The 13,097-nt window shown below is 64.1% G+C and carries 11 protein-coding genes and 4 pseudogenes; 3 read left to right on the top strand and 12 right to left on the bottom strand.

Annotation, left to right across the window (positions count from 1 at the left end):
* Positions 1 to 105: 105 nt before the first annotated feature.
* Together ACFQS4_RS14310 and ACFQS4_RS14305 are read right to left on the bottom strand one after the other, a co-directional pair.
* Positions 106 to 344, bottom strand: a pseudogene (locus ACFQS4_RS14310) (DUF5816 domain-containing protein).
* Positions 345 to 390: 46 nt separating this feature from the next.
* A complete protein-coding gene (locus ACFQS4_RS14305; RefSeq protein ID WP_497902082.1) occupies positions 391 to 780 on the bottom strand; it encodes a ribbon-helix-helix domain-containing protein in 390 nt (129 codons plus the stop codon).
* A gap of 191 nt (positions 781 to 971) precedes the next feature.
* Here ACFQS4_RS14305 and ACFQS4_RS14300 point away from each other — a divergent pair, with 191 nt between their 5' ends.
* Both ACFQS4_RS14300 and ACFQS4_RS14295 read left to right on the top strand, forming a co-directional pair.
* Positions 972 to 1,589, top strand: a complete 618-nt coding sequence (locus ACFQS4_RS14300; RefSeq protein ID WP_497902081.1) for a hypothetical protein — start codon at positions 972 to 974, stop codon at positions 1,587 to 1,589.
* A 166-nt stretch (positions 1,590 to 1,755) separates the two neighbouring features.
* Complete coding sequence (locus ACFQS4_RS14295) at positions 1,756 to 2,232, top strand: hypothetical protein (protein WP_500191543.1); 477 nt, start codon at positions 1,756 to 1,758, stop codon at positions 2,230 to 2,232.
* Between the two features lie 251 nt (positions 2,233 to 2,483).
* Here ACFQS4_RS14295 and ACFQS4_RS14290 read toward each other — a convergent pair whose 3' ends face one another.
* Together ACFQS4_RS14290 and trmB are read right to left on the bottom strand one after the other, a co-directional pair.
* The gene (locus ACFQS4_RS14290) at positions 2,484 to 3,575 is read right to left on the bottom strand and encodes an aminopeptidase (protein ID WP_497902079.1); all 1,092 of its coding nucleotides are present in this window, start codon (positions 3,573 to 3,575) and stop codon (positions 2,484 to 2,486) included.
* Between the two features lie 146 nt (positions 3,576 to 3,721).
* Positions 3,722 to 4,779: pseudogene (trmB, locus tag ACFQS4_RS14285) on the bottom strand (HTH-type sugar sensing transcriptional regulator TrmB).
* A gap of 125 nt (positions 4,780 to 4,904) precedes the next feature.
* On the opposite strand from trmB, the pseudogene ACFQS4_RS14280 reads away from it, so the two are divergent.
* Positions 4,905 to 5,898: pseudogene (locus tag ACFQS4_RS14280) on the top strand (mechanosensitive ion channel family protein).
* Positions 5,899 to 6,006: 108 nt separating this feature from the next.
* Here ACFQS4_RS14280 and ACFQS4_RS14275 read toward each other — a convergent pair.
* From ACFQS4_RS14275 to ACFQS4_RS14240, 8 genes and pseudogenes are all read right to left on the bottom strand, one after another.
* Positions 6,007 to 6,417, bottom strand: a complete 411-nt coding sequence (locus tag ACFQS4_RS14275; protein ID WP_497902078.1) for a universal stress protein — start codon at positions 6,415 to 6,417, stop codon at positions 6,007 to 6,009.
* Between the two features lie 35 nt (positions 6,418 to 6,452).
* Positions 6,453 to 7,844, bottom strand: a pseudogene (locus tag ACFQS4_RS14270) (bifunctional metallophosphatase/5'-nucleotidase).
* 51 nt (positions 7,845 to 7,895) lie between these two features.
* Entirely contained in the window at positions 7,896 to 9,326 is a 1,431-nt protein-coding gene (locus tag ACFQS4_RS14265; RefSeq protein WP_497902076.1) for a hypothetical protein, read from the bottom strand.
* Between the two features lie 52 nt (positions 9,327 to 9,378).
* A complete protein-coding gene (locus ACFQS4_RS14260) occupies positions 9,379 to 10,143 on the bottom strand; it encodes an ABC transporter ATP-binding protein (protein WP_497902075.1) in 765 nt (254 codons plus the stop codon).
* Positions 10,144 to 10,248: 105 nt separating this feature from the next.
* Positions 10,249 to 11,055 (bottom strand): cob(I)yrinic acid a,c-diamide adenosyltransferase, encoded by an 807-nt coding sequence (locus ACFQS4_RS14255; protein ID WP_500191532.1) that lies wholly within the window; start codon positions 11,053 to 11,055, stop codon positions 10,249 to 10,251.
* A 69-nt stretch (positions 11,056 to 11,124) separates the two neighbouring features.
* The gene (locus ACFQS4_RS14250; RefSeq protein ID WP_497902074.1) at positions 11,125 to 11,877 is read right to left on the bottom strand and encodes a helix-turn-helix transcriptional regulator; all 753 of its coding nucleotides are present in this window, start codon (positions 11,875 to 11,877) and stop codon (positions 11,125 to 11,127) included.
* A gap of 83 nt (positions 11,878 to 11,960) precedes the next feature.
* Complete coding sequence (msrA, locus tag ACFQS4_RS14245; protein WP_497902073.1) at positions 11,961 to 12,500, bottom strand: peptide-methionine (S)-S-oxide reductase MsrA; 540 nt, start codon at positions 12,498 to 12,500, stop codon at positions 11,961 to 11,963.
* 102 nt (positions 12,501 to 12,602) lie between these two features.
* The gene (locus tag ACFQS4_RS14240; RefSeq protein ID WP_497902072.1) at positions 12,603 to 12,968 is read right to left on the bottom strand and encodes a hypothetical protein; all 366 of its coding nucleotides are present in this window, start codon (positions 12,966 to 12,968) and stop codon (positions 12,603 to 12,605) included.
* Positions 12,969 to 13,097: the final 129 nt, after the last annotated feature.

Genomic DNA, 13,097 nt, shown 5'->3' with positions numbered 1-13,097 from the left:
GGACCCATTCGAGTAGAACTACATCGGACACCATGATAAACGTTTGCACGGCGACAGGCAATGGACATCTCGAAGGACGTCGCTACCTTCAGCTGCTTCTGGTAATTACTCGTGGGCGGCGTCCCACTCGGTCGGTTTCCGGAGGTTGCCACACCGGTTACACAGGATGCGTCCCATCGGGTCCATCGCGTTGTCGATCGATTCGCAATTCGAACAGAACCAGCCGTAGCGACGCCTCCGCTCGCGGCTCTCGTAGGCGACCAGGAACGGTCCTTGGATCCGCGGTCGCCGTCGGTCGTTTCGACGTAGACCGTGTCCCCATCGTCGGTAGCCACCGCTTGCATACCGCCCGCTACGGAATCGGCGGGTAAATGGCTGTCCTTCCGGGTCTCAGCCCGACCGTTCGCGGTAGGTGCCGAGCACCTCCTCGAGAACCAGACACTCCTGGTCGGTCGGTTCGTAGTGCATGTCGATGAAGTCCTCGGCGTCCTCGTAGTTCCCGCGAAGTCCGTACTTTCGGACGGTGATAAGCGCGTCGAGGAAGAACGTCCCGCCGTCTGCGCCCACCTCCTCGGCTCGAGCCGGTCGGTCGATGTTTAACTCGCTCTTGATCTCGTCGAAGTTGAACGTCTCGACCTTGTGGTCCGGGTTGATCATGGTCAGCACGTACTCCGCGGAGAACCGGTAGAACTCCGATTTGCTCTCGAACATACCGTCGTCGACGAGGTTGTCGATGGCTTCGACGACGTCGTCGGGATATCGGACGGTATCTTTTGCCATACCTTCCATCTCACTGCTACGACAGCATTATTGTTGCGGGAAAAGTCGAACTTCTGATATAAGCTCCTCGAACTCGAAACTCGAGATTTGAGCCTGAAGATTGAGACTCGAGACTCGTATCGACGCTCGAAACGGCGCGAACGTTTTAGGGGTCTCCGAGGTTCTCTTCGGACGACGACAGGGAGACCCACGTGTATTCTGGACTCATCTTCGAATCGCTGCCGTGGTGGATCGCCGCGCCACTGTTACAGCTCGGTATCCTCGTCTTCGGGATGGCTCTCGACGAGACCTACGTCAATCGGGCGACGGTACTGACGGGAGCGATCGCTCTCTACACCCACTCGGTCATCGCAGGCGGGGTCTGGATGCCGGTCGGACTCTACCTCGACATCGGCGTCGTAATCGGCGCGTACGGCCTCTACGCCTACGTGGTCGACGCCTACGTCGCGAACTGGTTTCGGGTCGCCGCCTTCTTCGTCTACTCGCCGCTGTCGGTCTTCCTGGTCATATTGCTCCCCGATGTCGTCTTTCCACTGGCGCTCGTCCTCGCTGGCTACGTGAACCTCCAGTTGATGGCGACCCTCGAGCCCACCGAACCCTACTACTTCGGGCCGGGCTCGCCCGACGAGTTCGAGGAGGCCGTGGCCGCGACTGACGAAGGTGAGAAGGGCACGGAGGACGGAACGGAGTCCGGACCAGACGTCTCGAGCGAGGACTCGAGCAGTGGTCATCTGGGTGCCGGACCCGCGCCCACGGGCGGTGACTCCGACGAGCGCGGGGTCTTGCCCGAGTTCATGCGTCGACTGTAACTATCTGTTTCGGCCATTGTGGCGTCATCCACGCACACTGGACGGGGTGCATTGACTACCGTAGAACGTGGCATTTTACGGCGAGTAACGATCGATACAGATCGTTCGTATCGTTCGCCACATCATTATTCGTAAAATACATAGTATGGCGACCTTTCTGGAAAATATGGTTTCACGGCGTGCACTTCTCGCGGGCGTCTCCTCGTCGGTGACAATCTCTCTAGCTGGATGTGCCTCGGCAGTTTTACGGAGCGAGAACTCGGTTCTCAACTGCATCGAGGTCGTGAGTGCAAGTAATACGCCACACACCGTTCATCTCCGTGTCGACTACGAGGGCGACGAGGTGTATGCTGACTCGTACAGCATCGATGGCAGTCGAATGGGCGAGTCGCTTCAATACCAATGGATCCCACGGAGTTGGCCAGACGATCCAGGCCACTTCCGCGTTCATATGCGCATGGACCATCACACGGAGTGGGTGACGATCGATTCTGAAGAAGAGTCCGGGGAATCCGCCTACCAGATCGCGTACTGGATCGGGCCCGATGGCAATGGCATTCCCCACTGGGAAACGGTCGATCTCGACGACCGCGAGCAACAGTGCAACTCCTCGTTACACGACCTCGTAACTGTAGATCAGTGAGACGAGCGTCTGTCCGGTTGATTTGTCCGATACGGGCCAAGCCGTTCGGTTCACACACGAAGTAGCCCGTGTCTCGAGCGAAGAGATAGTCGACGTACGACATTGAGAATGGATGACGAGATGTACGCGCTCAGCCCTCGAAGCCGTCCTCGAACACGAACGCTCCGTCCCGCTGCACGACCTGCGCCCACCTTTTGCCTCGCTCGTCGCTCCGCGACTTGCTCGCAAAAGCTGGACCAAAAAGCGGCTGTTCAGCCCTCGAAGCCGTCCTCGAACACGAACGCTCCGTCCCGCTGCACGACCTCGCCGTCCACTTCGATGAACGAATCCTCGCTCATGTCGACGATCATGTCCATATGGACGGAACTGTCGTTTCGCTCGTTGCCTTCACCGACCGTCTCGTCGTAGGCGCGACCGACCGCCATGTGAACCGTGTCGCCCATCTTCTCGTCGAACAGCATGTTGTAGGTGAACTCGGTGATGTCGCGGTTCATCCCGATGCCGAGTTCGCCAAGTCGACGGGCGCCGTCGTCCGTCTCGAGCACCGTCGAGAGCACCTCCTCGTTCTTCTCGGCCGCATGGGAGACGACCTCGCCGTTCTCGAACTCGAGGTACACGTCCGTGATCTCCCGGCCCTGGGCCATCAGCGGCTTGTCGAAGAGGACCTCGCCCTCGACGCTGTCGGGGACGGGTGCGGTAAACACCTCGCCGCCGGGGAGGTTCTTCTCCGCGTAGTCGTTGAGCGTCGGGTTCCCCGCAATCGACATCGTCACGTCCGTCGTGTCGCCGCTCACGATGTGAACCTCGTCGGCGGGATCGAGGATCTCGACCAGCTGTTGCTGGAACTCCCGCTGGGCGTCCCAGTCTCTGGTGATCGCGCCCCAGACGAACTCCTCGTAGGCCTCGGTGCTCATCTCCGCGTCCTGGGCGTTCCCCGGCGCGGGGTACTGGGTCCCAACCCAGCGCTTGCCCATGACCTCGTCCTGGATGGGTTTGTAAGCCTGGCCGAACGCTGCGGTGACTTCGGGGTCAACGTCGCTCGTCTCGTAGGTGTTCTCCGAGGCCCGGATCGAGATGAAGACGTCCGTCTCCTCGGCGGCCGCGAGGACGTGGCTGGGACACTCGAGGTCCTCCGGATCGACGGCTCGCCGGTAGGCGCGGCTGGCGGCGCTGTTCGACGCGCTGAGCAATGGGTGGGCACCGCGTTCGCCGAGCAGTTCGTGGATCGCGACGACGAGGTCCTGGGCGATCGGCGGTGCGCTGATTCTGACGTTGTCGCCTTTCTGTACGTCGACGGAGTGGTCGACGATGATTTCGGCGTGTTCGCGGACGCGTGGGTCCATACCCGTTAGTCGGGGAATCCCATCAAGAACCTTTATCATTCGGTCGTCGAGGGCGGCGTTCGCGGTTCGGGTACCGACTCGCTCCTCGAGTCCGACTCGACGCTCGATTGGACACGCCCACCGCGTCACGCACCCACCGACTCACACTACTCGAGCGTCGGCGGTTCCTGGCGACCGATGTGAATCTCGTGAGCCTCGATGTCCTCGATCGCGGCGACCCGACCGCCGACGCTCACGGAGCCGTCGTCGGTCTCGAGGGTCAGGCTGGCGACCTCCTCGCTCACCTCGAAGGAGACGTCGACGACCTGGCCACGAACGACTCGCGAACCCCCGCGCTCGACGTCACGCCCCTCGATAGTAGCGTAGAACTCGCCGCCGTCCTCGATGAGGTCCTTGACGCAGCGGCGGATGGAGGCGTACTTCCGGGGATAGGGACGACCTTCGCTGTTCTCACCCAGGATTTGCTCGGCGGTCGTCCAGAGCACGGTGCCGAAGAAGCCCGACACCAGGAAGCCGAGCGCGGAGCGGTTGAAGATGACACCGTAGCGGTCCTGGTCGTCCCGGAGGGCGTCCTGGGTCGCGTACATCGAGTAGTTGCCGTCGGCGACGGCGATGACCGGAGTCGTGATCCCGCGGCGGGCACGGGCCGTCGTCGCCACGGCCTCGTAGTCGAACTCCGCGGGAAGGGGCGCCTCCACGGCGGGCGTCACGATCAGGTCGACGCTGACGTCGGCGCTCGTCGCCGTCCGGGCTGGTCCTCGAAGCGGATCAGCAGGTCGGGGGTCAACGAGAGCGCCAGTTCGTACTCGGCCTGCTCGATGATCTCCTCGAGGTAGCGCAGGATCGTCGATCGCGATTTCACGAGGGAGACGGCCTCGGTCTCTCGCGCCGGAGCGGTGTACCGGGCCTCGAGTTCGTCGACCATCTCCTCGAGGGCGTCCTGGACGTCGTCGAAGGCGTCGCCGGGGTCGATCGCGACGATCTTCATCGGGCGGGATTCGCGGAGTTCGACCAGGCCGCGGTCGCTCAGACTGCGGACGGTGTCGTAGACGCGCGGCTGTGGGATGTCGGTTCGATCGGCGATTTCGCTCGCCGTGAGCTGTCCGTGTGCGAGGACGGTCAGGTAGGCGTCGATCTCGTACTCGCCGAGATTGAATCGATCGCCCACGCGTTCGACCGTCGAACGCAGTTCGTCAGTGGCCATACGCGGTCATCGAACGCGACCGCTAAAACATTTTTTATGTTTCGAGTAGCACCTGATTCCAGAACAGAGTACCCAGTGTCGAACCCTTCAGAACGCTTAACCACGACGCCCCTGACAGTGAGGGTATGCTGCAGAACGCCACGGGTGGCAACGAGACGGCCGTCGAGGAGGGGCTCCGGTCACTCGCTCCCGACTGGATTCCACCCGGGGTCGTCGACCTGGCGTTCGCCGTTTTCGTGCTGCTCGTCGGCTGGTACCTCTCGAAGGTCGTCGTTCGTCTCACTGGCCGGACGATCGCCCAAAAATCGAACGGCCGTCGGTGACGCGAACGGTCCTTCGGGCCGTTCGAATCACGGTCATCGCATTCACGGTCCTGATTGCGGCCAACATCCTCGGTCTGACCGGCGTCGAAATCCTGCTTCCGGTGACGGTCATCTCGGCCATGGTGGGTATCGTGCTCGCGCCCCTGGTCGGCAGCCTGATCAACGGCCTGTTCGTCCTCTCAGACCAGCCCTACGAAATCGGCGACATGATCGAAGTCACCGACAGCGGCCACCGGGGGTTCGTCGAAGACATCACGATCCGCTACACGAAGATATTCACGCTCGAGAACACGTTCATCGTCATCCCGAACTCGGAGATCAACGCCCGGGACGTCGTCAACTTCTCCGCGGAGGATGAACGGACACGGTTGTCCGTCTCGTTCGAGATTACCTACGAGAGCGACCTCGAGACGGCTATACGCGTCTCCGAACGAGCAACGCGAGGCGTCGACAACGTGATCGCCGGCGGCCCGGACATTCGCATCGGGAGCGCCCGGTACGCCGCCTCGCCGACGTGTGACGTCCTCCAGTATGGCGACAGCGGCGTCACCCTACAGGTCCGGTTCTGGGTGAACCACCCGTACAAGATCACGGTCGTCCGCTCGGCGGTCAATCGAGCAATCCGCGACCGGTTCAGCGCGGAGGAGTCGAGTTCGCCTACCCGCACACCCACCACGTCTTCGACGAAACCAGTGGTACTGCCCGGGTCGCGCAGGTCGACCGCGAACTCGAGCCCCGGCCGACGAGCCGAAAACACGAACAGGTTGCCGACGGGGATGGAGACGGGAACGAATAGCCCACGATCGACCCGTTCGAGACACGGACTCCGATCTCGACCAGTAGCCGTCCAGCCCGGGTTACAACGAGCGGGGCAGTCTCGCCACAAAAGGGTCCCTGACTCAGCCTACGCGATGGCCTGGCCGACCGTGATCACTTCGCACTCGAGGTGGTTCTTGAGGTACCGCTCGATGTTAGGGTTGTCCATCACCCGTCCGATGATGCGTCGCCAGCGGCTCACCTGTTTGGTGCCCACGACGACGACGTCCGCCTCTTCGCCGGCGACTTCGTCGAGAATCGTCTCTTCGACGAGAAATCCCGATCGAACGACGTATCGAGTGTTCTCCAGACGACCGAACTGGCGTTCGACAGCCGATTTCAGATCCGACCGCGTCACCGTCTTGCCGTTCTGATAGAGATTGACGTGCAACACCGAGAGAGCCGCGTTCCGCTCGCGGGCGACCTCGATGGCCTCCTCGAGCGTGCGGCGAGAATTGTTCGTTAATGGGTACCGAACGGGGACCACGACCAGAGTCATCACGAGAGGAAACGCGGTCCGTAGTGGTAAACGTTTCACTCGGTGCGTTCGCTCGACTCGAGTCGTGATTCGAGTCGACGCACGCGCCCCTCGATAGCGGGGTCGATGCCGTGCCGTCTGGCGTATTCGACCAGCACGTCGTACTGGCAAACCTCGGTTCGCTTGACGCGATCCGCCGGGTCGAGCGCGGGAAACTCGTCGTCGGTGTGAAAGAGGTAATCGGAGGTTGCTACGCGGTAACACTGGTCGGGATCGAGCGGTTCTCCGCCGACGCTGTCGACGACGACGCGGTGATCCGTCGGGTTCCACTCGAGGACGGCGCCGCTCACCTGGGCGTGCCACCAGTCCGGTTCGGCGAAGCCCAGGTCGAGTCCGGCGCCACCCTCGAAAATGGCCTCGAGCGTCGAACCGCTGACCTCGGCGACGGCGACGGGTTCCTCGAACGGGACGAGGCTGATCACGTCGGCGACCGTGACGTCACCCGAGAGCGTCGTCCCGGTCCTGAGCCCGCCGCTGTTCTGGATAGCGACGTCGGCCCCGGTCTTCCAGCGGTAGGCGTCGGTGACGAAGTTCCCGAGCCTGGCCTCGCCGCCAAAGAGCGTCGTCTCGGACCGATCGAGCGGTTCGTCGACGCGGGCGATTACTTCGTCGAGTCCCGTCTCGGCCTGGAGGGCTTCGAACGACCGGACCACGTCCTCGTGGGGCTCGAGTTCGGTCGTCTGCCGAATCGTTGCAGTCGGCCCGTCGCGCTCGAACGTAAGGTCCACGATCGCCGTCCCGCCGTCGCCGGGTCGCGTGAGTAGCGTCCCCTCGACGACCTCGTTCCGGGCGCTCGGAACGTGCCCCCGAGGACGACGTCGGCGTCGACCTGCCGAGCGAGGGCGTCGTCGCCTCGCCCGAGGTGTGAGCAGACGACGACGTAGTCGACCCTCGTCGCGAAGGTCGTCGATCGCCGCCCGCGCCGTCTCGACGGGGTCGCGAACGTCGATGTCCGTCGCCATCGGGTTCAGCGACACCGTCCGCGGCGTCGTGACTCCCGTGAAACCGATCCGCGTCCCGTCTCGCTCGAGCACGGTCCACGGCCGGACGCCAACGTCCGACCCGAACGGGCCGCCGTTGCGCCGCACGTTCGCGGTCAGCCAAGTCTGCGGGGAGTGGCGGACTATTTCGCGAGTCGCATCGACGCCGAAATCGAAGTCGTGGTTGCCGAAGGTCTCGAGGTCGGGGTCAACGGCGTCGTAAAATTCCAGGGCCTGTCTCCCCTCCATCACGAGCGGCAACACGCCGGGTGCCGTGTTGTCACCGGTGCCAACGACCACCGTGTCCTCGTCCCGGTACCGCTGGAGGGCGGCTGCGAGCCGTCCGATCCGTGCGGGCTCGTCGCAGGCGTTTTCGACGTCGGAGTACTGGAGGACGCGAGCGGGCATTCGACGGTCCTTTCGATTCGACGGTCTTTGCTCCGTCGGTTTGGGTCATCGTCACCCGCGGCGGTACCGACGCGTCCACCGCGGTTCCGAACGGACGGCGAGCCACCACCCGAGCGCCCCGGCGATACAGCCGATCGCAGTCAGTACGGCCGCGACGGCGGTAGTAAGTGGCACGGCGACGAAGCCGACGACGAGCGTCGGCACCAGGGCGATGGCGACGCCGAGGGTGAACGCGCCGAACCGGACCGCGTCGAAGAGGAACTCGTTGGGGTCGAAGCCGGCGACGAAGGCGGTCAATCCGTAGTAGTACAGCGCAAGGCCGACGAGGAGCACGAACCCGACGGCAGCGTCGAGAAGCGGCGGTCGAGCCCAGGCGAGTGCAACGAGGTAGGCGAGCGTCATGGTCGGGAGGCCGACGAGGTAGAAGGCGACTCGCTTCGCCCGAAAGACAGCCGTAACCGAGACGGGGTAGGCCGCGTAGGACTCGACCGCGTCGAACTGGGTCAGCCAGTTGTAGGTCGTGAAGGCCGACAGGCCGAGCACGCTCCCGAAGAACGGGCCGAGCGCGGGTTCGATCCCGACACCGTCTCGAACGACCCCGACGAGCACGACGACGAGGCCGAGGAGGATTCCCACCGACACGAGCGGCTTCCAGATGCCGCCGCTCGAGCGCGCCAGGTCCAGCAGCGTCTTCGCGACGAGGGGGTCGCTTCCGGGCAACGACTCGAGGCTCCGAAAGCGCTGGCGGTACGTCCGCGTCGGGCGCGCGTACGCGGGATCGTAGACTCGCACGGAGAGTGCGGCGGTCACGACGAGCACGGCGACGAGGGAGGCAGTCAGCCAGAGCGGCACCCCGGTCAGGACGAGGTCGGTCACGGAGACGGAGGGGCGCGGGCGGCCCGCGACCAACCACGCGCCGCCGACTGCGAGGACGCCGAGCAGTCCGCCCCGGGTCGAGAGTCCTCGGGTTCGGAGAGCGATGAGGGCGAGCGTCGCCGTCATTCCGGCAGCGAAGACGAGCCACAGCGAGAGCCAGAGCCCGATGACGTTCCCTGGCGTCGAAACCGAGAGCCCCTCGAGCGGTACGACCACCAGCGAGAGCGGCAGAATCATCGTCACCCCGTAGAAGAGGGCGTCCTTCAGCAGGAAGTGTGCGAGCAACCGTCGTCGGGACAGCGGCAGGGTGTCCGCACTCGAGAGGAGCAAGGAGAGGTCGCCGAAGACGTTCTCGAGCATGTCCGAGCCGGCGAAGGCGGCGGTGCCGCTGTAGAGGCCGAACGCGAGGGCGGCGACGTGGACGCCGGCCAGAATCGAATCGGTCGCGTAGCCCGTCTCGCGCAGGGCGAACCCGCCAGCGACGACGAGAGTCGCGACGACGAGCGGAAAGGCGTAGAACCGTCGGCCGCCGAACAGTCGGGCGTGGAGTCGCCACTCCTCGAGGGCGAGCGCGCGGAAGACGAGCCAATCGTGGGACGTGGACATGGGATCGGTAGTTCGTGAGTACGGTAGTACGTGGGTTCGTGGGTCAGCGGGGCTACTGTCGCGGCGCCGGGGTCGAGTCCTCACCCTCGAGCGTCGGTACGTCCTCGGAATCGGTCGTCTCGACGTACGCGAGGAATTGCTCGCGAAGTCCGCCACCGTCGGGGGTCGTCTCGACGATCCGGCAGGTCCCGTCGGCAACGAACCCGACGCGGGTGCAGATGGCCTCTGCGACGTCGACGTTGTGCGTCGACACGAAAATCGTGTGTCCGCGGTCGACGTACTCGAGCAGGAACGCTTTCACCCGCTCCTGGACGAGTGGGTCGAGGTTGACGAGCGGTTCGTCGATGAAGACGAGGTCGGGTTCGTGGAGGAACGCCTGCGTGATCATGACCTTCTGTTGCTGGCCTCGCGAGAGGTCGGTGTGCAGCGTCTCGAGTTTGCTCGCGAAGCCGAGGCGGTCGGCCCAGGTGTCGACGCGGGCGGAAACGGTGTCGGGCTCGAGTCCGCGGATCGAGCCCACGAACTCGAAGTACTCGCGCGGCGTCAGGAAGCTCGGCGGCGACTGTTGCTCGGGGAGGATTCCGACGCGTCGGCGCGTCTCGACCGGCTCGCTCGTGGGATCGGTCCCCAGGACGGACACCTCGCCCGCGTCGGGCGCGAGTCGGCCCGTGAGGATGCCGATCGTCGTCGTCTTGCCGGCGCCGTTAGGGCCGAGAAAGCCGAAGAGTTCGCCCGACTCGACGGCGAAACTCATTTCCGAGAGTGCGGTCACCGACCCGAACGACTTCTCGAGTCCGGTGACGCGGAGCGCGACCATTGCTGTGGAGGATTCATCGGGCGTTCCCCATAACTGTACTGTCCGTTTTGTCGAGGAGTGACAGCACGACGGGTCGTTTTCGGACAGTCAGCACACAGTCCAGCGTCAGTACTCCGTCCCGCGCCGCGCCCGCTGGCCGTCGTCGAAGGGATGACGACGCTTGGCGACCTCCGTCACGAGGTCGGCGTGCTCGAGGAGGTACGCCGGTTCGGTGTGTCCGCCCGTAAGCACGACCTCGAGCGAGTCCGGTTTAGTTTCGAGAAGTTCGACCACGGATTCGGGCTCGATGAGCTCGCTCTCGACCGCGTAGAGAATCTCGTCGAGAACGAGCATGTGGACGCCGTCGTCGGGATCGGAGTCGAGCGGAAACGGCGTCGTCAGGTCGGCTTCGTTCGCCGCCGCCACCAGGTCGCGAGCACGCTCGAGTCCGGATCTGGCCTCGCGCTCGTGGTCGACGTCGTCGCTGCCGTCGGCCATCCCGTGCCAGCCGTAGTGGCCGAGGTTCTCGTAGCTGAACCCGGGAAGCGACTCGATGGCGTTGTACTCGCCGCGAACGGCCTCGACGCTCGAGGCGCCGCCTTTCATGAACTGGAGCATGTGGACCCGAAAGCCGTTTCCCGCGGCCCGCAGCCCCAGTCCCATCGCGGCCGTGGTCTTTCCCTTGCCGTCGCCCCACCACACCTGCACCAGGCCGAACTCCGAGGGGGCATCGGGCGTGATCGGTCGAGCGGTGGGCGTGGTTCCGCCACCAGGGGTGTTCTCGAAGACGTCGGACTCGTTCTCGATGTCAGCCCTTGCCTCCAGTGCGTTGTCGACGTCGGTCCCGGCTTCCGGCCCGCCATCGCTGTCGCCCTGACTCTCACCATTGCTGTCGCCCTCACGCTCGCCGCCGTTTACCTCTGGTCCGTCCATGGGTCATCTCGGGCCGTCACGACCTAACCGTTTGTGCCATCGAACGCTGTCTCCCCGCGTCGACCGACCTCAGTCGGGGTTCCAGACGAGTTCGGACTCGGCTCGGCGTTCGCGGTACTGTTCGCGAACCCAGTCGACGCTCTCGGGGTCGTCGGTTCGGAGGACGCCCGCGAGCCCGTTTTCGGAGTACACCGTTAGTCCGGCGACGACGGTCTCCCCTTCGGCGATCCAGATAGCGTACGACGTCTCGAGCGCAGTCGTGTACAGCCGACCGCAGTCCGCTTCGATAATCTCCCGAAGCCGGTCGTGCTGGTCGTCCTCGAGCGAGGAAAACAGGTTCCGGTCGAGGATCAATTCCGCGCGTAACCCGCCGTTCTCAATCGATTCCAGGAACTCGTCGAAGTAGAGGTCGAAGACCACTGGGGCCGTACCGTACACCGCCGACGCATCACGGATGTGACGCATGCTCGTCTCGAGGGCCGTCCACGGCGCCTGCGGACTCGGCACGTCGATCGATGCCTCGCGAAGGAACAATAGGTCGATCGACTCGAGGGGGAGTTCCGTCAGGATCGGTTCGGCCCGTTCGATCTGCTCCAGGTCGGCGAGATAGTCTCGTCGAGCGCGACAGGCGAGTCGGCCAGTCTCGGTCGCGAGGTACGCCGAGTCGCGTCGTTCGATACACCCGGTCTCGAGCAACGACGCGATCCCGCGGTCGATCGTCGACCGGGACGTGGACAGCTCGTCGACGAGTTCGGGTTTCGTCCGTGGCGTTTCGAGGAGGGCTTCGAGGAGGGCGTTTCGTGCTGCAAGTAACTCGTCCATGCATCAGTTCGTCTCGTGGTTCGTGGCGAGGGAGTAATAACTCTCGGGAGTTGCCAGGTTCGAAACGGTTCCGTCTGCCACTCCTACTGCGTCGATTCGGCTACACGCTCGGTGAATTTCTCGCGAACCTTGTCGATTTTGGGCGCGGCGTGCATCCGACAGTAGGCATCCGTGGGATTCTTCTCGAAGTAATCCTGGTGGTACGCCTCGGCCTCGTAGAACGCCTCGAGCTGTTCGATCTCGGTCGCGATTTCGTCGTCGTAGACGCCCTCCGCCTCGAGTTCCTCGATAAACGCCGTCGCGAGTTCGCGTTGCTCGTCGTCGTGGGTGAAGATTGCCGATCGGTACTGGGTGCCGACGTCCGGTCCCTGTCGGTTCACCTGTGTCGGATCGTGGACGGTGAAGAAGACCTCGAGTATCTCGTCGTACCCGATCACGTCGGGGTCGTACTCGAGCTGGACGACTTCCGCGTGGCCGGTCTCGCCCCTGCAGACGGCCTCGTAGCTCGGGTCCTCGACGTGGCCGCCCGCATAGCCCGACGTGACCGACGCGATGCCTTCGAGTTCCTTGTACGCCGCCTCGATACACCAGAAACAGCCGCCGCCGAGGGTCGCTCGTTCCATGGACGCCGTACGTGCTGGCCGGCAAAAGGTGTGGCGGGATTTCGGTCGTTCTGACATCAGGTTACCGATCGTCGTCGCGTTCGCCGGTATCTGAATCGTCGGTCACCGATCGCCTTCGCCTTCGCCGGTCTCCGCATCGGATTCGCCTGGTGGAGTCCCATCACCTGCATCGGACCCGCCAGGGAGGACGTGTGGATCGGCAGTATCGTCGCCGTGGACCGCGTCGTCGCGTTCGAACGCGTAGAAGGCGAGCCCCGCGACCACGAGCACGAGCAGGCCTGGGATCGGGACGGTCCCGATCACGATGTGGAGCGACAGCGCGAGGAGCATCGGGGCGGCGACGACGGCGGCCCACAGCCACGGGCGCTCGAACTCGAGGCGGTCGGCGTCCCGGTAGACGACGATGGTGGCGACGGCGACGAGAACGGCGCCGACGAGGGCGACCAGGAACTGGGCGGGATCTGCCATCACCTCGAGCAAGGACCGATCGGGGAAAAGCGTTCTGAGACGACGGCTCGCTCTCGGTCGTCTCGCTCTCAATTATCTCACCCTCGCCCATCTCGCTTTCTCCCGTCTTACTCGAGCACGGCGACCGCC

This window comes from Saliphagus sp. GCM10025317 (assembly GCF_042663665.1).
In the GTDB taxonomy this organism is placed as follows: Archaea; Halobacteriota; Halobacteria; order Halobacteriales; family Natrialbaceae; genus Natronosalvus.
The sequence above is the reverse complement of the archived record's forward strand: the minus strand, read 5'-3'. Positions and strand labels throughout refer to the sequence as shown.